Annotated in this window: 15 protein-coding genes, 1 other RNA gene and 4 pseudogenes; 5 read left to right on the top strand and 15 right to left on the bottom strand. The window is 36.7% G+C overall.

Annotated elements, in window-relative coordinates; genetic code table 11:
- Window positions 1-29: 29 nt before the first annotated feature.
- From dnaE to gltX, 3 genes are all read right to left on the bottom strand, one after another.
- Entirely contained in the window at window positions 30-3,359 is a 3,330-nt protein-coding gene (gene dnaE, locus ABWU71_RS00580) for a DNA polymerase III subunit alpha (RefSeq protein ID WP_353284849.1), read from the bottom strand.
- A 96-nt stretch (window positions 3,360-3,455) separates the two neighbouring features.
- A protein-coding gene (locus tag ABWU71_RS00575; RefSeq protein WP_353284447.1) for an IS5 family transposase occupies window positions 3,456-4,248 on the bottom strand; the annotation gives its coding sequence in 2 pieces (ribosomal slippage) (window positions 3,456-3,983 and window positions 3,985-4,248; 792 coding nt in all).
- Window positions 4,249-5,149: 901 nt separating this feature from the next.
- Window positions 5,150-6,472, bottom strand: a complete 1,323-nt coding sequence (gltX, locus tag ABWU71_RS00565; RefSeq protein WP_353284526.1) for a glutamate--tRNA ligase — start codon at window positions 6,470-6,472, stop codon at window positions 5,150-5,152.
- A 214-nt stretch (window positions 6,473-6,686) separates the two neighbouring features.
- On the opposite strand from gltX, the gene ligA reads away from it, so the two are divergent.
- The 3 genes from ligA (at window position 6,687) to ABWU71_RS00550 (ending at window position 10,138) form a co-directional block, all read left to right on the top strand.
- Window positions 6,687-8,675, top strand: coding sequence for an NAD-dependent DNA ligase LigA (ligA, locus tag ABWU71_RS00560; RefSeq protein ID WP_353284525.1), 1,989 nt, complete (start codon window positions 6,687-6,689; stop codon window positions 8,673-8,675).
- A 180-nt stretch (window positions 8,676-8,855) separates the two neighbouring features.
- A complete protein-coding gene (locus ABWU71_RS00555; protein WP_353284524.1) occupies window positions 8,856-9,245 on the top strand; it encodes a hypothetical protein in 390 nt (129 codons plus the stop codon).
- 33 nt (window positions 9,246-9,278) lie between these two features.
- Window positions 9,279-10,138 (top strand): IS630 family transposase gene (locus tag ABWU71_RS00550; protein ID WP_353284076.1). Its coding sequence is split into 2 segments (ribosomal slippage): window positions 9,279-9,603 and window positions 9,603-10,138, totalling 861 coding nucleotides; the frame shifts between segments, so codons are not numbered across the junction.
- A gap of 38 nt (window positions 10,139-10,176) precedes the next feature.
- On the opposite strand, the gene ABWU71_RS00545 is transcribed toward ABWU71_RS00550, so the two are convergent.
- The 8 genes and pseudogenes from ABWU71_RS00545 to ABWU71_RS00510 all read right to left on the bottom strand — a co-directional run.
- The gene (locus tag ABWU71_RS00545; protein WP_353284523.1) at window positions 10,177-10,701 is read right to left on the bottom strand and encodes a hypothetical protein; all 525 of its coding nucleotides are present in this window, start codon (window positions 10,699-10,701) and stop codon (window positions 10,177-10,179) included.
- A 154-nt stretch (window positions 10,702-10,855) separates the two neighbouring features.
- Entirely contained in the window at window positions 10,856-12,970 is a 2,115-nt protein-coding gene (locus ABWU71_RS00540) for an FtsK/SpoIIIE family DNA translocase (protein ID WP_353284522.1), read from the bottom strand.
- Window positions 12,971-12,974: 4 nt separating this feature from the next.
- Window positions 12,975-13,250 (bottom strand): YggT family protein, encoded by a 276-nt coding sequence (locus ABWU71_RS00535; RefSeq protein ID WP_353284521.1) that lies wholly within the window; start codon window positions 13,248-13,250, stop codon window positions 12,975-12,977.
- 169 nt (window positions 13,251-13,419) lie between these two features.
- Window positions 13,420-13,710: a type II toxin-antitoxin system RelE family toxin gene (locus tag ABWU71_RS00530; protein WP_353284520.1), complete on the bottom strand. Its 291-nt coding sequence runs from the start codon at window positions 13,708-13,710 to the stop codon at window positions 13,420-13,422.
- Window positions 13,685-13,903, bottom strand: coding sequence for a hypothetical protein (locus tag ABWU71_RS00525; RefSeq protein ID WP_265015656.1), 219 nt, complete (start codon window positions 13,901-13,903; stop codon window positions 13,685-13,687). The genes ABWU71_RS00530 and ABWU71_RS00525 overlap by 26 nt, the downstream gene beginning before the upstream one ends.
- A gap of 103 nt (window positions 13,904-14,006) precedes the next feature.
- Window positions 14,007-14,273, bottom strand: coding sequence for a type II toxin-antitoxin system RelE family toxin (locus ABWU71_RS00520; protein ID WP_353284519.1), 267 nt, complete (start codon window positions 14,271-14,273; stop codon window positions 14,007-14,009).
- Entirely contained in the window at window positions 14,249-14,485 is a 237-nt protein-coding gene (locus tag ABWU71_RS00515) for a hypothetical protein (protein ID WP_353284518.1), read from the bottom strand. Before ABWU71_RS00515 ends, ABWU71_RS00520 begins: the two co-directional genes overlap by 25 nt.
- Window positions 14,486-14,569: 84 nt before the next feature.
- A pseudogene (locus tag ABWU71_RS00510) lies at window positions 14,570-14,830 on the bottom strand (transposase); the annotation flags it as partial.
- 63 nt (window positions 14,831-14,893) lie between these two features.
- On the opposite strand from ABWU71_RS00510, the pseudogene ABWU71_RS00505 reads away from it, so the two are divergent.
- A pseudogene (locus ABWU71_RS00505) lies at window positions 14,894-15,076 on the top strand (IS630 transposase-related protein); the annotation flags it as partial.
- Window positions 15,077-15,100: 24 nt separating this feature from the next.
- Here the strand turns inward: ABWU71_RS00505 and ABWU71_RS00500 are convergent.
- Window positions 15,101-15,960 (bottom strand): IS630 family transposase gene (locus ABWU71_RS00500; RefSeq protein ID WP_353284517.1). Its coding sequence is split into 2 segments (ribosomal slippage): window positions 15,101-15,636 and window positions 15,636-15,960, totalling 861 coding nucleotides; the frame shifts between segments, so codons are not numbered across the junction.
- A gap of 62 nt (window positions 15,961-16,022) precedes the next feature.
- On the opposite strand from ABWU71_RS00500, the pseudogene ABWU71_RS00495 reads away from it, so the two are divergent.
- Window positions 16,023-16,705, top strand: a pseudogene (locus tag ABWU71_RS00495) (IS630 family transposase); the annotation flags it as partial.
- 17 nt (window positions 16,706-16,722) lie between these two features.
- On the opposite strand, the pseudogene ABWU71_RS00490 reads toward ABWU71_RS00495, so the two are convergent.
- The 3 genes and pseudogenes from ABWU71_RS00490 to ssrA form a co-directional block, all read right to left on the bottom strand.
- Window positions 16,723-17,266 (bottom strand): annotated as a pseudogene (locus ABWU71_RS00490) (IS5 family transposase); the annotation flags it as partial.
- Window positions 17,267-17,297: 31 nt separating this feature from the next.
- Window positions 17,298-17,549 carry a ClpXP protease specificity-enhancing factor SspB gene (locus ABWU71_RS00485; protein ID WP_353284516.1) on the bottom strand — a complete coding sequence of 84 codons (252 nt, stop codon included), beginning with the start codon at window positions 17,547-17,549 and terminating at the stop codon, window positions 17,298-17,300.
- A 22-nt stretch (window positions 17,550-17,571) separates the two neighbouring features.
- Window positions 17,572-17,908: a transfer-messenger RNA gene (ssrA, locus tag ABWU71_RS00480) on the bottom strand.
- Window positions 17,909-17,983: the final 75 nt, after the last annotated feature.

The following is a 17,983-nucleotide window of genomic DNA, read 5'->3' as shown; positions in this document are numbered from 1 at the left end:
GATTAAACACTTTATTATATAAAACTTTTTTATATAAGCAAGTTATTTGTGTTAATTTCTACGCCCTTAATCCAGCTTAAGTTAGATATTTCATAAATAACTTGAGGAGCAATTGAGTATGCACCTGGTAATAAGATGCTCACTTTATGTTTTTCGAGAAGAAGTTTTAACATTATTTTGGTTCTGCCTTCATCTTTCAATATTGCATTTAATTCCATAGCGGCTTTTTGCGAATCCGTGCACTCAGTGGTGAGAACTAATTCTTTTGTTGTAGAAGCGATTCTTTTTGTAAACTCAGATATATCCTTGCCTGCTAATCTTGTCGTATTTTCCGAAGCTTCAAGATCAATTATCACAAATGTTCCTGGTGAAAATAAATCTCTTTTTTCTTCTATTATTTCATTATTATAGAATGCTATTTCAGAAACGTTATGGGGATCAGAAAGTGTGAGGATAACAAACCTTCCACGCTCTGAAGTTCTCATACGTGCATTTAATATTACCCCGGCAGTTTTTGCTGTTCTATTTTCTCCGATAAACCCAATATTTAACTTTTCCAGAAGAGTTCTAAATTTTTCAAGCGGATGATTAGTTAAATAAAATCCTAGTGAAAATAACTCATGTTCTAATTTTTCCTCTTCATCAAAATCTTCCACATTCTCAAGTTTCGGTTTGAGGACATCAAGACTACCAAACAAAGCAGCTTGACTTGATTCTCTATCCTGTTTGTTTTTATTTGCAAAGTAAATCAGCGTGTCCATTGACTCATATAGCTGCTTTCTGTTCTTATGCACGCTATCGAATGCTCCGGATTTAATCAGGCTTTCTAGCGCTCTCTTATTTATTATATGACCTGAATTTTGAATGAATTCCCATATGTCCTTACAAGCGCTTGAACGTACGTTCACTATTCCTTCCGCTATAGAAAAACCAACATTCCTCAAGGCAGCAATACCATAACGTATGCGTTCGTCCTCTATTGAGAATTCAGCTTGAGACTTGTTTATATCAGGTGGAAGAACGGTAACGCCACTAAACTTTGCTGCATGATAAGATAAATTCAGTTTATCTCTATCATCAATATTCAGATTCATCAAGGCTGTGAAAAATTCTAATGGATAATTAGCTTTAAGGTAAGCCGTTTGATAAGATATCACCGCATATGCTGCAGCATGAGATTTATTGAACCCATAACCAGCAAATTTTGCAACAAGGTCAAAGATATAACTTGCCCTGTCGTAATCAACGCCATTCTTTGTTGCCCCTTGGATGAAAAGTTCACGTTGTTTATCCATCTCTTCCTTGATTTTCTTACCCATGGCACGTCTCAGCAGATCTGCTTCCGCTAAGCTATACCCGGAAAGAATACGGGCTATTTCCATCACTTGTTCTTGGTAAATTATTACCCCAAATGTCTCTTTTAATACTTCCTCAAGTAACGGATGAATATAATCTGGCTTTTCAAGTCCATGTTTTCTTGCAACATAAGTTGGAATGTTATCCATAGGTCCTGGACGATAAAGGGAAATTAAAGCGATAATATCTTCAATGCAGTCCGGTTTTAGTTTAATTAAAGCTTCTCTCATTCCCGAACTTTCAAGCTGAAACACTCCAATTGAATCACCGCTTGAGAGTATCTCATAGGTTTTTTGATCATTCAAAGAAACTGAAGAAATATCAATCTTTTTTCCATCACGATTAATTAAACGACATACATGATCTATTAGCGTTAGCGTACCAAGTCCAAGAAAATCAAATTTTATTAGCCCAGCTTTCTCCACATATTTCATGCTGTATTGAGTGATTGGCAGAGCTGAATTTGGATCATAATACACAGGAACAAAATTTTCCAACTTTTGATCACATATTACAATTCCAGCAGCATGAGTTGAAACGTGACGATATATTCCTTCGAGCCTTAGCGATATATCAAGAAGCTTTGCAATTACCTCATCACTATCCCGCTCTTTCTGCAGGTTTTGATCAAACTCTATCGCTTGTGATAAAGTTACAGGATTTACTGGATTAAATGGAACCATTTTAGATATTTTATCCACTTGAGAGTAAGGCATTTGCAATACTCTACCAACATCACGCAATACTGCCCTTGCTTGCAATTTTCCAAAAGTGATTATTTGAGCAACATAACCGTACTTTTTCTGAACATAATCAATAACCAAGTCCCTTTTCTCTTGGCAGAAATCGATATCAAAGTCAGGCATCGATACACGATCAGGATTCAAAAATCTTTCAAATATTAGGCCAAACTTTATTGGATCAAGGTCTGTAATCTGCAAGCCCCAAGCAACAATTGATCCAGCACCAGAGCCTCTTCCTGGACCAACTGGAATGCCATTTGCTTTGCTCCAACGAATGAAATCAGAAACTATCAAAAAGTAGCCAGCGTAGTTCATCGAAGTTATCACACTCAGTTCGTAATTCAGCCGATCGTAGTATTGTTTAAGGTCTATGTCTGTCTCATTCGCAATGCGGAATTCTAATCCTGCAACTGCCTTCTCCCTCAGTTCTTCATTCTCAGTTTTATTTTCTCGACAAGGAAATTTAGGCAAAATAGGCTGCCTGCTTCTTGGCATGTAAGAGCACCGCTTAGCTATCACTAAAGTGTTATGAATTGCTTCGGGAATGTCGCTGAACAGCTCCTCCATTTCTGCCACAGATTTGAAGTAATGCTCGGTAGTTAACTTCTTTCTGTTATTCTCCAGGGCATAACTCCCCTCCGATATACACGTTAATATATCATAAGCCTCATAGTCAGACCTATTTGGAAAAAACACATCGTTTGTTGCAACTAGTGGTATATTGCGCTGATAAGCAAAGTCTATCAAAGCTTCTTCAAGCTCTAGCTCTTTATTCAGCCCATGACGCTGCAGTTCAACATATAAATGACCATCGAATGCTGAAAGCAGTTTTTCAACCGTTTCTTTATCTTGCTCCAACAATAGTTGAGCCAAACATCCACCGGTTAAAGCGATCAGACCCATACTTAAATTCAATAGCTCGTCAAAATCAACGTAAGGAATATCGCTGTTATTCTTGCGCTTTCTAAAAGACTCACTCACCAAAGTGACTAAATTAGTGTACCCTTGCTCATTTTTTGCAAGCAATAATATAGGTAAATTTTGTTCTGAATGTTTAACTATAATATTGCATCCTATTATTAGCTGTATTCCCCTACTTGCCGCATATTCTGAAAACTCGAGCGAGCCAAACAAGTTACCTGAATCAGTAATTGCAACCGCTGGCATTTTATTTCGCAAACAAAGGCCGATCAGCTCCTCAATTTTAACCGAGCTTTCAAGCAGCGAATAAACACTATGAACACTTAAGTGTATGAACATAAGAAACTTTAGATCAACAAAAAAGGATAACATTAATTTACTCATGAGAACATAATTTTCATGAGAACAAAAGCCTATAAAATTCTAAGAGCCTGTTCATAATCTTTTCAGAAGTAAGGCAGTGAAAGCCAGAACGACCATTTGTAGGCTAGTATTGAGTTTTCGCTCACAATTTTTCCACAATCTTCTACATTTTTCTAACCAAGCAAAAGATCGCTCCACAACCCATCTTTTGGGCAATACAACAAAGGAATGTAATTCATTTCTTTTTATCACTTCAACGGTTGCACCAATAATCGTTTTTATTTGAGTTGCAAAATTCTCTCCAGTATAGCCTGCATCAACCAGTACATTTTTAACTCCCGAGAGGTTTTCTTTTGCATTTTCGACCATTCTCACAGCACTGCTACGGTCAGTTATCTCTGCTGTTGTTATATAAATTGCATGGGGCAAACCTTGCGTATCTACTGCAATATGGCGTTTTATTCCTGAAATCTTTTTGCCTGCATCATAGCCTTTTTCTTCAGCAGTATCTGCATTTTTTACACTCTGTGCATCAATTATGCAGAAGCTGGTTTTTTCTTTCCGACCATTGTTTTGTCGGACCACGCCAACTATTTTTTTTTAACACCAGCTCCAGAACACTTTCTTTATCTGCATCTGGTTTTTCACTCCACTTCTTAAAATATTCGTAACAATTGCGCCATTTTGGAAACTCTTTTGGTAGCATTCTCCACTGACAACCGCTTTTCAGAACGTATAACACTCCACAAAATACATCATACAAATCAAGTTTTCTTGGTTTTGTTTTTTTCCTACAGGACTCTAGATCTGGTAACATAATCTCAAATCTTTCCCGACTTATATCACTTGGGTATAAACTCCTCATATATCCTAACTTATATATATTATCTCTTAGTTTATTCCTTTCTTGAGATCATGTACAGGTTCTAAAATTAAAATACAAAAACTTACTTGACACCCTTCGCCAGCCCCCTTATTATGAAACTGAAGCTATATTATTTAACTTCCCAATCTGTGCAGATTAAAACGACAAGAAAACTTGTATTTGGCGTACTATGCTTAATTTTTTGCACTATGTGTACCTTATGTCTTTATCAAATTTCTAGGTTTTTACCTATATAAGCTGAAACGCGCTTATAAAGCGTTCAAGACATCACCCAACGTCAAATTTTAAAATAGAGAGTGAATAACTAGCTACTGCGGGTTTTCTATGCCTTTTTTTTCTGCCTGGTAAATTTCTTAAACATTTATAGCTAAGGTTAGTCGCATTTAAAAGCAGCTAAATTGCAGCGTTTAAGACTTAAAAAACGCCAATACTGAAAATAGACAGTGACTAGGGTTTCTTTTGCCTTTTTTTTATTTGGTAAATTTCTTAATGTTTGTGGCTAACATGAACAAACATTTGAGAGTAACTTCCGCTAGTAGGGTGTCATCCCAGTGCTTGACACTGGGATCCAGCTTTCTTTATAAATTCACCAAAAGTGCTTCATTCTATAACGCAAAACCCGTACTCACCAAACCCAATGTATTACTTGCAATTAAGTTTCCTGGATCCCAGTGTCTGGGCACTGGGATGACAGGCTAGCCTGACAACCGTCGTCCCGCTACTTGTTAGCGGCTGAGATACCGCGAATGAATCGCGGTATGACGGTTCGTGGCGGAATGACGATAACCTCGTCATTCCGCTACTTGTTAGCGGCTAAGAGATACCGCGAATGAATCGCGGTATGACGTACTGACTTGCATTAGCTATAATTCTTTGGTTTTCACTTTTCTTTTAACCTTGCAATGATATTTTCTTTGCCGATAAAAATTAATAATTTAGCGAGCTCTGGTCCTGTTTCTGTTCCTGTTAAAGCTGAACGCAACTGCGTAAATAGGTCTTTTGCCTTTATATCCACTGTTTGTCGAATAGTTTTGACCCATTCTGACAACGTGTTTTCATTACAATCGCCTTGAGGCAATGCATTGAACGCAATTTTTGTAAGCTCCTTATCAAGAATCACAGGCTCTATATCGGATTTGCATATTTTCCACCACTTGGCCACCTCAGAAAACCTTTCTATATTGTTCCTTATAAAATACCAAAACTCTGAGGAGTCCACTCCAATTTGATTTAAACGGTCTTGCATCATTTCAAATGGCATTTGTTGCAGAACTTTGCTATTTAGCTTATATACTTCACTCAAGCTGAATTGTACAGATGCTGAGCTAAATTTTTTAATGTCAAATGAGTCAATCAAAGATTGCATACAGGCGCAAGCTTCAATTGGATTGGATGTTCCGAGCTTCACTAAATAACTAACTAGTGCCATCGGTTCAATTTCATCTTCTTTCATAGATTTGATATCCAGCGCGCCGGTTCGCTTGGATATCTTGCTATCATCAAAATGTAGCAGAGGCAGGTGAGCAAATGTAGGGATTTTCGCTTTTAATGCTTTAATCATTTGGATCTGAACTGCGGTATTAGTTACATGATCTTCCCCACGTACAATATGAGTTACATTAAAGTCAACATCATCAGTAACAGAAGGTAACATGTATGTGTAAATTCCATCTTCTCTCTTTACCACGGGGTCACTTATGCTACTGGTTGCAATATTTATTTCACCTTTAACTTCATCATTCCATTTAACAACTTCATTTCTATCCAACTTAAATCTAAAATGTGGTCTTCTTCCTTCTTGCTCATAACGAATTTTCTCTTGCTCAGTTAGAAGTAACGCGCTTCTGTTATATACCGGGGGAAGTCCTTGTTTTAACTGCAATTTTCGTTTAATTTCTAACTCTTCTCTTGTTTCATAGCATGCATAAATATGCCCTTCTTTTATTAACTGCAAGAACACCTCGTTATAGCGCTCAAAGCGCTCTGATTGCTTGAAACTTGCATCCCAATCGATACCAATCCATTTTAGGTCTTCTATGATATTATTTATATATTTGACATCTGAACGCTGAAGGTCAGTATCATCAAAACGGAGTAAAAATTTTCCATTTTGATTACGTGTGTACATCCAACAAACCAAGGCAGTTCGTACGTTTCCTACGTGGAGGTAGCCAGTTGGGCTTGGAGCGAATCTTGTTAGCATTTAAACAGCAATATTGTTTACTCTAATTTATTTTAATTTTATATAAATATATGGCTAAAGCAAGCGAGATCTGCTAATACAATTGAGCAAGAGAAGAATAAGTATGGCTATAGCATTGTGGCACCTTTGATATTTGATGGATTAAGACCATATGATAAATTCAAGAAAATTCACAACTTGACGACAAAGGCTAATGTAGCATTATATTGGTATCATGACTAACTTAGAAAAGATGAGAGAAAAACTGCAAGATCAAATAAATTATCATAATGTTTTGTATCACCAAAAAAATAAGCCAGAAATAAGTGATGCTGAATATGATGAACTGAAGAAAAAGTTAGCTGAAATAGAGCCAGAAATTTATGCAACACAAGATAGTGTTGGTGCTCCACCTGATGAGAGGTTTTCTAAGGTGGAACATCAAGAACCTATGCTTTCCCTTGAGAATGCTTATGATGAACAAGGTGTAGAGAAATTTTTGTCTAAAATAAAGAGGTTTTTAATTGAGGACAAAATAGAGATATTATGTGAACCAAAAATTGATGGGTTGTCATTTTCTGCGATTTATGAGGATGGAAGATTTATTAAAGCTGCAACTCGAGGTGACGGTTTTGTAGGGGAAGATGTCACTCACAATGTTGCAACAATAAAAGGCTTTCCTAAGTTTTTGCAAGGTGTGCAAGGAAGACTAGAAGTAAGAGGTGAAATATACATCGGTAACAGCGACTTTTTAAAGTTAAATGAAAACGATGAATTTGCCAATCCTCGAAATGCAGCTGCTGGTTCTTTAAAGCAATTGGATGCAAACATTACAGCAAGTAGACCACTTAGATATTTTGCTTATTCTTTAATTGGTGGAGCAGAGAAAAGTCAAAGTGAAATACTAAATAAGCTTGAGGCACTTGGCTTTTGCGTAAATGAGCATCAGTCCTTAACGAGTAGTTTGGATGGAATGCTGAAGTTCTATAACGAAGTCTATAACTGTCGCTATAACTTGGATTATGATATTGATGGAATAGTTTATAAAGTAAATGATTTGGTACTACAAAATCGTCTAGGGAATACTCACAAAGCACCGCGCTCTGCACTTGCATACAAGTTTTCTGCGGTTTATGCAAAAACAAAGTTAAATAAGATATTTATACAGGTGGGCAGAACAGGGGTTTTAACTCCAGTTGCAGATTTAGCGCCAGTCAATATTGGTGGGGTGCTAGTTAGTAGAGCAAGTCTGCATAACCAAGATGAGATAAAACGTAAAGACATAAGAGAGGGAGATATTGTAACAATCAAAAGAGCAGGGGATGTAATTCCCCAGATTGTTGAAGTAAGCAGAGATTCTCGTCTTCCAAATACACCTGAATTTGTGTTTCCTGAAGTATGCCCTGAATGTGGTAGTAAAGTACGTCAGGTTGAGGGAGAGGCGGCAGTAAGATGTCCTGAGGAATTTGCCTGTAAAGCTCAAATGATAGAAAAACTAAAGCATTTTGTATCGAAAGATGCATTTGACATTGTTGGCCTTGGTGATAAGCAGATAGAGTTTTTTTACGACCTTGGTCTGATAAAACAAATCCATGATATTTTTACTTTAGAAGAAAAATTGGATGAATTTAATCTGGAAGAACAGTCTGGTTGGGGCAAGAAATCAATAGCTCATTTATTAAATGCTATACAAAGCAGAAGGGTAATAACTCTAGATAGGTTTATATTTTCTTTAGGTATTAGATTTATTGGTCAAGTTGCAGCAGAATTGCTTGCAGATTATTATGTTTCTTATGATAACTGGTATAATTCAATGATTGAACTGTCATCAGATAATACTGAGCTAGTCAGTATAGACGGCATAGGAAAAAAAGTGGCTGAATCTTTGGAGTCATTTTTTTCTAAGGAACATAACATCAAAATGTTAAATGATCTTACTGCTTATCTTCAAATTCTTCCTGTGAGCTCCAACTCTAGTGACTCTGTTTTAAATAATAAAATTATAGTGTTTACTGGTAAGCTACTTGCTATGAGTAGAGGAGAGGCAAAAGTAAGAGCCAAAACTCTGGGAGCAAAGGTTAGCTCACATCTTTCTGCTAAAACTGACTACCTAATTGCAGGAGAAAAACCAGGATCCAAATATAAAAAGGCAGTGGAATTAGGTGTAGAAATTTTAGATGAAGACCGGTGGCATAAAGTGATAAGTTCGGGAGTGTTCAAATGACACTTGGATTGTATATTAAATCAAAGTTGCAAGACTATAATGAGCAAGCTGTTAATTAGATTGATTGGATTACCACAAAAAAACTCCTTTCTTTCTCTCCATTTTTTCTAGGTAAGGTCATATTGACTATATAAGCTAAAGATGTTATAATTATTAATTAAATATTAGCGAGTAAATATCATGAGTTATACAAGAACACAACTAAAACAGATAGAACAAGCAGAGCTGGACTTGGTAAAAGAAACGTTTAAATTAAACCCAGTAGTAATGATATTAGCAGGAATAGCAATCCTAGGAGTAGAAGTAGGCATCTCGGCTGGTATAGGGGCTCTCGCAGGTTTGGCTCTAAGTTTTATCAGCTTGCCACCTCTTATTGCAGGTGGAATTATTGGTTCTGCTATATTGTTAGTATGTACTATAATCACTGCTTGTTGTGGTTTCCAAACAACCTTTGAAACGGTCATGTCCGAAGAACATAAACGAGTTTTGAGAGAATATCGCAATAGCACTGAATATAAAATTAAAGGTTATGTAGGTGGTATAGCTCTTTTCATAGAAGTCCGGATGTGATAAGATAAGGATAGACGATGATAAGGAGGTTGAGTGCCAGCAGCATATAGTTATGACTTAAGGAAAAAAGCAATGGAAGCGCTAGAGGAGGGAGGAAGCAGAGAAACAGTGGCAGCAAGATTTAAAATTGGACGAACTACTTTATGGGAGTGGCAGCAAAGAAGAAAAGAAACAGGAGACTTTCAATCAAAAAAACTTGGAAATGGAGGTTACAATCACAAAATCACCGACTGGGATGCCTTTGCTAAATTTGCCAGAGAAAACGGAGGAAAGACTCTGTCGGAAATGGCTAAACTTTGGGGCAACGTTAGTATCCAAACGATCCACCGAGCTCTCAGAAAAATTGGATTTACGCGCAAAAAAAGACATATGGATACAAGGAAAGAAACGAAGAAAAACGTGCTGAATTCTTAAAAATTATAGCAACAAAAGAACCAGAAAACTTAGTTTATATAGATGAGTCTGGCATTGATAACACAGAGGACTATCCATATGGGTATTGCCAGAAAGGACAGCGGTTTTATGGCCTAAAATCTGGAAAGAAAACTCAACGAATCAGTATGGTTGCAGCCTTAAGTAGAAGAAAGATAGTTGCTCCATTAACCTTTGAAGGCCACTGTAATATGGATGTTTTTAATGGATGGTTTGAGCAATTTTTGACACCGATCTTGGAACCTGGACAGACTGTCATTCTTGACAATGCTACTTTTCATAAGTCTGGTAAGATTATCGAGCTTGCTAGAGGAGTTGGTGCAGAAATTTTGTATCTGCCGCCGTATTCTCCAGATTTCAACAAAATTGAGCATCATTGGTTTGCTATAAAAAACAGAGCTAGGAAAAACATTCCTCTATTCGAATCATTTCGTCGTGCTGTTGATTCTGCCTTCCTATGACCTGTTCGGACTATTATGAGAAATGCTATATTTGCAACTTAGTCTGGAATGCCTAAGCTATTCCGTTGCGCTTGAGTATCAACTTTATCATTAAGTTTTGTGTCTGGTGTATCTTTAGACAAGTTCTTTTCTTTCTCCCTTTCACACTTAACTCCCTGATAGATGCAGAATGCAACAAAAGAAGTTATCGCTATTACGGCAACAGCAGTGGCTATGGTACAAATTAGTAGTGTTTTTTCTTGATCTGCTACTGCCTCTGCAAGTGTTTCCACTTCTTCTTGCAGGCCGTTTAAGTGCTCTTGCATAGCTTGAAACTGCTCAGTACCAATCTTGTCTTCTAATGCACTAAAAACTTTTTCAAACTGCTCAGCATCTATCTTTTGAGCTTCTTGCCATTCTTTTAATGCACTAAATACCTCTTCAAACTGTTTAGCATCTATCTTTTGAGCTTCTTGCCATTCTTTTAATGCAGCAAAAACTTTTTCAAACTGCTCAGCATCGATTTTTTGACTTTCTTGCAATTCTGTTATACCTAACCAATTGCACAAAATTCCTTTTACCATTTTAACCCCCTAGTTAATTAGTATATTATAATTTTACATTCCCAATGTTTAAATTATTATTAAATTAACTGTCATTATGTATTGACCTTTTAATAATTTTGTTTGACTTGCTTTTTGAAAGTGCGGAAACTTAAATTAAGGTATTACAAGATTGTTATTCAACCAATATCTCTCTTTTCCCTGAGTAATTTGGAGCGCTGACAATACCTTCCTTTTCCATTCTTTCAACGATGTTTGCTGCTCTGTTATAGCCTATTCTAAGCTGCCTTTGAATGTAACTGGTTGAAACTTTTTGATCTCTTTGAATGATGGCCACTGCTTGGTTGTAAAGGTCGTTTTCTTCATCCTCTGTTTCACCTTCTGATTCCACAGAAGAATTTTCATCTTCCTTGGTAATTTCCTCCATGTAATTTGGCTCACCTTGCATTTTCAGATGATCAACTATATCTTGCACCTCATCATCGCTCACAAATGGGCCGTGAATTCGAATAATCTTACCACCAGAAGCCATATAGAGCATATCACCCATGCCGAGCAATTGTTCAGCCCCTTGTTCGCCAAGTATTGTACGGCTATCTATCTTAGAAGTAACAGCAAAACTGATTCTCGTTGGAAAGTTCGCCTTTATCACACCTGTGATCACATCCACAGATGGGCGTTGTGTTGCCATTATGATGTGTATTCCTGCAGCACGAGCCATCTGAGCTAAGCGTTGAATAGAGCACTCTATTTCTTTGCCGGCAACAAGCATCAAATCTGCCATTTCATCCACGATCACTACAATATACGGAAATGTTTCCATCTTGATTGGTATTTTTTCAGACAAAGGCTTACCTGTTGTTGAGTTAAAGCCAATCTGCACAACGCGCTCTAATTCTATTCCACTATTCATCGCTTCTGTGATTTTTTGATTATAGTTTATAACATTGCGTACATTCAAATATGACATCATGCGATAGCGGTTTTCCATTTCTTTCACTATCCACTTAAGAGCAATTACAGCCTTTTTTGGCTCTGTTACCACTGGCGTTATTAGATGTGGTATTGCATCATATATTGAAAGCTCAAGCATTTTTGGGTCGATCATTATCATCTTGCATTCGTCAGGACTTAATCGATAAACGAGCGACAGAATCATAGTGTTAATCGCAACTGATTTACCAGACCCTGTGGTTCCAGCAACGAGCAAGTGAGGCATTTTAGTTAGATCTGCAATAACTGGTTTTCCACTTATTTCTTTGCCAAGCGCAATTGGAAGATTTAAGTTTGCATTTTGGTATTCTGGTGATTCAAGCAAATCACGCAGCATTACAATTTCCCGTTCCTTGTTCGGCAACTCTATTCCCATAGCATTTTGTCCACGAATTATTGAAATACGTGCAGAGAGTGCACTCATCGAACGTGCAATGTCATCTGCAAGGCCAATTACTCTTGCAGATTTCGTACCAGCTTGTGGTTCAAGTTTGTATAAAGTCACAACCGGCCCATAGCATACACTGATAATTTTTCCTTGCACGCCAAAATCACTCAGGACTTGTTCCAGCAGAGATAAATTTTTATTGCTCTCCATTTCATTTAGCTGTTTTCTCTGCAAAGACTCCTCTGCTTTAGAAAGTAAATGGATACTTGGAAACTTAAACTCACTTAAAACCTCCTCGGTAGCTTTTTTCTGTCTTTCTTTTGGTTGTTGTTTAGTAGTGATTTTAGTTCTATGTTTTTCTTCTACTACCAATGGTGCAACTGAATATTCAGCAGTTTTATGTGATCTGAAGAATGGAACATTTATAAATAAGCAAGCTATTTTTTTGAATAGGAAAAATATGGAGTAAATTGTTCTCTTCCAACCAATCAATCCTACAAGACCTATTGATGTTACTATCACAAATATATAAAATGGGCAGTTATTAACGAGTGCATTCCCTATTATTCCACTGTGTCTGTACCTTGCAGTGATGCCTAGCGAAAGTTGTGGTAGTATAGCACATATCCCTAAATTGATTAATATTAAACAGAGAATTTTCAGCAGCCTTTTTGCTGGCCTGAAGATCAACAAGTAAACTATGGTTGTAGCTATTGTAACACTAGTTAATCCAAGAAATTGAACCAATATATCAGCTAAATATGAACTTACTATTCCACCTAAATTTGTCACTTCCTCATTTGTAGCTGTGTTTAAGGAAGGATCTTTATAGTTGTAGCTAAAAACTGATATATATATATATATTAAGAGTGATAGACATACTGCTGCTTTTAGATATCTTTTTAGCATCTACTTAAAAGTAGTAATTCATTGTATATTGTACAAAGCGAATTGCTATTAGCAATATCATTATAGATAAATCTAATCCGTTGAACGGTGGTATGTATCTTCTGATAATTTTCAGTGGTGGATAAGTCAACTGATTCAAGATGTGCATTATGCTACTGACAGTTTCATTATATATGTTCACCATATTAAGTTTAACCAGCCAGTTTAGGACAACCCAACATATTAGAATGAAGCTATAAAGATCAAGTAACGTATTGAGTAGATATATGATTGGATGCATACATATCTATTACACGAAAGTTATATAAAAGACAAGTATTTAGCCTTTTCAAACTCAAAATGTTGTTTTTGCTGAACCAAAAAAAACTTCATTTTTTGAGCTGCGCAAAGCCACCTAAGGTAAGAGGAAGGAGTGCTGTATAAAATATATATACTATTTATAGTACATTTTATCTCTTCTTATAAGATTCTCTTCTATGTTTTATTGAAGCGATAGTTACTATACATTCTAAAGTATTTACGCGATAAATGATACGATAGTCACAAATCCTTAGTTTTCTTTGTCCTTTAAATTTACCTTGTAATGGTTCACCATTACCAATAGGATCGATTGCAATACGTCCTCTTATTGCATTTTTAATCCTTAATTTTACAGTTTCTGGAAAAGCTGATATGTCCTTTCGAATACTCTTGAGATATTTGATAGTGTACAGATTATTTCCAGATTTCTTCGCTGTCATCTACCTCTTCCGCACCTGGAACATCGCGTTCAATAGCACGCTCAACTAATATTGTATCCTCTTCAAATTCGATTGCTTGTTGCATTAATTTTTCTGCTAGATCTTGAATGGATTTATTTCTTACTTTAGCTAATCCAGCAAGACACTCTAAAGTTTCTTTGCTGAAAGTTATACTAGTGTTTGGATTTGCCATAAGTTTTACCAAAGTCTACTAATGATTATACAACATTTTTTTTAATTTTTCAATAAAGAAAGGAGTGGTGTATAAAAATATATTTAATGTTTATAGAATGTACTTATCTCTTGTAAATAGTATCTCTATATCCTATTTCTGTGATAACAACTGTACGTTCTGATTGATCTACCCTGTAGACCACGCGATAGTCACCTACTCTTAACCTTCTGCGCCCTTTTAAGCTGTAATGTAGTGGTTCACCAAGGTTTATTGGATCAGCTGTAAGTCGTTCATTTATCGCCTTTACGACCCTTAACCTTATTATTTTTGGGAGGTCAGGAAGGTCTTTCCTGATAACTTTTCCTACGAAGATAATAGTGTATCCCAATCTACGTCCTCACTTTTAATCATTTCTGCGCCTTCAACATCACGCTCATCAGAAATTTTAGACACTAAAAAATCCTCGATTTCAAGCTCAATTGCTTCTCTGAGTAGTTTCTCTGCTAATTCTTGAGCAGACTGCTTAGTGAGCTCAGCTAGCTCGGCAAGGTGCTGTAAAGTTTCTTTACTAAGAGCTATATTAGTTCCTGAATCTGCCATGTGTTTTACCAAAGTCTACTAACAATTATACAACATTTTTCTGAATTTTTCAATAAAGAAAGTTGATGATATGTAAGAGCCTGTTCATAATCTTTTCAGAAGTAAGGCAGTGAAAGCCAGAACGACCATTTGTAGGCTAGTATTGAGTTTTCGCTCACAATTTTTCCACAATCTTCTACATTTTTCTAACCAAGCAAAAGATCGCTCCACAACCCATCTTTTGGGCAATACAACAAAGGAATGTAATTCATTTCTTTTTATCACTTCAACGGTTGCACCAATAATCGTTTTTATTTGAGTTGCAAAATTCTCTCCAGTATAGCCTGCATCAACCAGTACATTTTTATAGCTCTTTTCATAGAAGTCCGGATGTGATAAGATAAGGATAGACGATGATAAGGAGGTTGAGTGCCAGCAGCATATAGTTATGACTTAAGGAAAAAAGCAATGGAAGCGCTAGAGGAGGGAGGAAGCAGAGAAACAGTGGCAGCAAGATTTAAAATTGGACGAACTACTTTATGGGAGTGGCAGCAAAGAAGAAAAGAAACAGGAGACTTTCAATCAAAAAAACTTGGAAATGGAGGTTATAGCATTTCTCATAATAGTCCGAACAGGTCATAGGAAGGCAGAATCAACAGCACGACGAAAGGATTCGAATAGAGGAATGTTTTTCCTAGCTCTGTTTTTTATAGCAAACCAATGATGCTCAATTTTGTTGAAATCTGGAGAATACGGCGGCAGATACAAAATTTCTGCACCAACTCCTCTAGCAAGCTCGATAATCTTACCAGACTTATGAAAAGTAGCATTGTCAAGAATGACAGTCTGTCCAGGTTCAAAGATCGGTGTCAAAAATTGCTCAAACCATCCATTAAAAACATCCATATTACAGTGGCCTTCAAAGGTTAATGGAGCAACTATCTTTCTTCTACTTAAGGCTGCAACCATACTGATTCGTTGAGTTTTCTTTCCAGATTTTAGGCCATAAAACCGCTGTCCTTTCTGGCAATACCCATATGGATAGTCCTCTGTGTTATCAATGCCAGACTCATCTATATAAACTAAGTTTTCTGGTTCTTTTGTTGCTATAATTTTTAAGAATTCAGCACGTTTTTCTTCGTTTCTTTCCTTGTATCCATATGTCTTTTTTTGCGCGTAAATCCAATTTTTCTGAGAGCTCGGTGGATCGTTTGGATACTAACGTTGCCCCAAAGTTTAGCCATTTCCGACAGAGTCTTTCCTCCGTTTTCTCTGGCAAATTTAGCAAAGGCATCCCAGTCGGTAATTTTGTGATTGTAACCTCCATTTCCAAGTTTTTTTGATTGAAAGTCTCCTGTTTCTTTTCTTCTTTGCTGCCACTCCCATAAAGTAGTTCGTCCAATTTTAAATCTTGCTGCCACTGTTTCTCTGCTTCCTCCCTCCTCTAGCGCTTCCATTGCTTTTTTCCTTAAGTCATAACTATATGCTGCTGGCACTCAACCTACTTATCATCGTCTATCCTTATCTTGTCACATCCGGACTTCTATGAAAAGAGCTATACAATCACAAAATTACCGACTGGGATGCCTTTGCTAAATTTGCCAGAGAAAACGGAGGAAAGACTCTGTCGGAAATGGCTAAACTTTGGGGCAACGTTAGTATCCAAACGATCCACCGAGCTCTCAGAAAAATTGGATTTACGCGCAAAAAAAGACATATGGATACAAGGAAAGAAACGAAGAAAAACGTGCTGAATTCTTAAAAATTATAGCAACAAAAGAACCAGAAAACTTAGTTTATATAGATGAGTCTGGCATTGATAACACAGAGGACTATCCATATGGGTATTGCCAGAAAGGACAGCGGTTTTATGGCCTAAAATCTGGAAAGAAAACTCAACGAATCAGTATGGTTGCAGCCTTAAGTAGAAGAAAGATAGTTGCTCCATTAACCTTTGAAGGCCACTGTAATATGGATGTTTTTAATGGATGGTTTGAGCAATTTTTGACACCGATCTTGGAACCTGGACAGACTGTCATTCTTGACAATGCTACTTTTCATAAGTCTGGTAAGATTATCGAGCTTGCTAGAGGAGTTGGTGCAGAAATTTTGTATCTGCCGCCGTATTCTCCAGATTTCAACAAAATTGAGCATCATTGGTTTGCTATAAAAAACAGAGCTAGGAAAAACATTCCTCTATTCGAATCCTTTCGTCGTGCTGTTGATTCTGCCTTCCTATGACCTGTTCGGACTATTATAAGAAATTCTATAACTCCCGAGAGGTTTTCTTTTGCATTTTCGACCATTCTCACAGCACTGCTACGGTCAGTTATCTCTGCTGTTGTTATATAAATTGCATGGGGCAAACCTTGCGTATCTACTGCAATATGGCGTTTTATTCCTGAAATCTTTTTGCCTGCATCATAGCCTTTTTCTTCAGCAGTATCTGCATTTTTTACACTCTGTGCATCAATTATGCAGAAGCTGGTTTTTTCTTTCCGACCATTGTTTTGTCGGACCACGCCAACTATTTTTTTTTAACACCAGCTCCAGAACACTTTCTTTATCTGCATCTGGTTTTTCACTCCACTTCTTAAAATAGTCGTAACAATTGCGTCATTTTGGAAACTCTTTTGGTAGCATTCTCCACTGACAACCGCTTTTCAGAACGTATAACACTCCACAAAATACATCATACAAATCAAGTTTCCTTGGTTTTGTTTTTTTTCTACAGGACTCTAGATCTGGTAACATAATCTCAAATCTTTCCCGACTTATATCACTTGGGTATAAACTCCTCATATATCCTAACTTATATATATTATCTCTTAGTTTATTCCTTTCTTGAGATCATGTACAGGTTCTCAGAAACTTTTAAATCATAGAATTGATGCTGTAATATAATAAGCATTTGAGTAGGGTATGACTTTTTCAAACGATCTGGCATGGTCACACCATTAAAATATGTGAAAAACAATATTTCTAAGTGAGGGATAAAACCATTACCTGATATAACATCTAAAGTCTTTTTGATAACTTGAAACTTAGCAGAATTAAGCAGTTTTTTGTAATCTGTTTGCTCCATATAACTTTCACATACGTAAATTTGGGGGGAACTTCTGTTACCCGGCGTTCCCTGAACCGTGCTTATAGCAATGAAGTTATAGTGCTTAAATTAAGCAGCCATTGCGACATTGTTTTCAGCAGCAAAATTATCGTTTGCATTTAAATTATGAACTCTTAGCGGTGGTGTCTAACCGAGCAAAGCTACCATCTTTACTATGCATGTCGATCCTTATTCGTCCCCATATAAATTAAAAAACATGGTGGAGACGCCGAGTACTGCCCTCGGGTCCAATACACCTATTACAAGGTAATTTTATTGCTATAGTACACAAAATGTACGTAGCCATTATATAGCAACATTAAATAAATGTCAAGATATTATGACCTTAAGTTGATTTATTGCTAAAACAAAATTAATATTTCCAGTAAAAAATTCTGTGCTCCTAACCTGAC

Origin of the sequence: Wolbachia endosymbiont (group A) of Lasioglossum fulvicorne, assembly GCF_964028605.1 — a bacterium.
Taxonomy (GTDB): Bacteria; Pseudomonadota; Alphaproteobacteria; order Rickettsiales; family Anaplasmataceae; genus Wolbachia.
Note: the sequence above shows the minus strand (reverse complement) of the source record. Positions and strands in the feature narration are given on the sequence as shown.

Excerpts from the sequence above, each read along its gene's own strand:
- dnaE (WP_353284849.1), bottom strand. The coding sequence starts at position 3,359 with ATGTTCATACACTTAAGTGTTCATAGTGTTTATTCGCTGCTTGAAAGC.
- gltX (WP_353284526.1), bottom strand. The coding sequence starts at position 6,472 with ATGCTAACAAGATTCGCTCCAAGCCCAACTGGCTACCTCCACGTAGGA.
- ligA (WP_353284525.1), top strand. The coding sequence starts at position 6,687 with ATGACTAACTTAGAAAAGATGAGAGAAAAACTGCAAGATCAAATAAAT.
- ABWU71_RS00555 (WP_353284524.1), top strand. The coding sequence starts at position 8,856 with ATGAGTTATACAAGAACACAACTAAAACAGATAGAACAAGCAGAGCTG.
- ABWU71_RS00545 (WP_353284523.1), bottom strand. The coding sequence starts at position 10,701 with ATGGTAAAAGGAATTTTGTGCAATTGGTTAGGTATAACAGAATTGCAA.
- ABWU71_RS00540 (WP_353284522.1), bottom strand. The coding sequence starts at position 12,970 with ATGCTAAAAAGATATCTAAAAGCAGCAGTATGTCTATCACTCTTAATA.
- ABWU71_RS00535 (WP_353284521.1), bottom strand. The coding sequence starts at position 13,250 with ATGCATCCAATCATATATCTACTCAATACGTTACTTGATCTTTATAGC.
- ABWU71_RS00530 (WP_353284520.1), bottom strand. The coding sequence starts at position 13,710 with ATGACAGCGAAGAAATCTGGAAATAATCTGTACACTATCAAATATCTC.
- ABWU71_RS00525 (WP_265015656.1), bottom strand. The coding sequence starts at position 13,903 with ATGGCAAATCCAAACACTAGTATAACTTTCAGCAAAGAAACTTTAGAG.
- ABWU71_RS00515 (WP_353284518.1), bottom strand. The coding sequence starts at position 14,485 with ATGGCAGATTCAGGAACTAATATAGCTCTTAGTAAAGAAACTTTACAG.
- ABWU71_RS00485 (WP_353284516.1), bottom strand. The coding sequence starts at position 17,549 with ATGGAGCAAACAGATTACAAAAAACTGCTTAATTCTGCTAAGTTTCAA.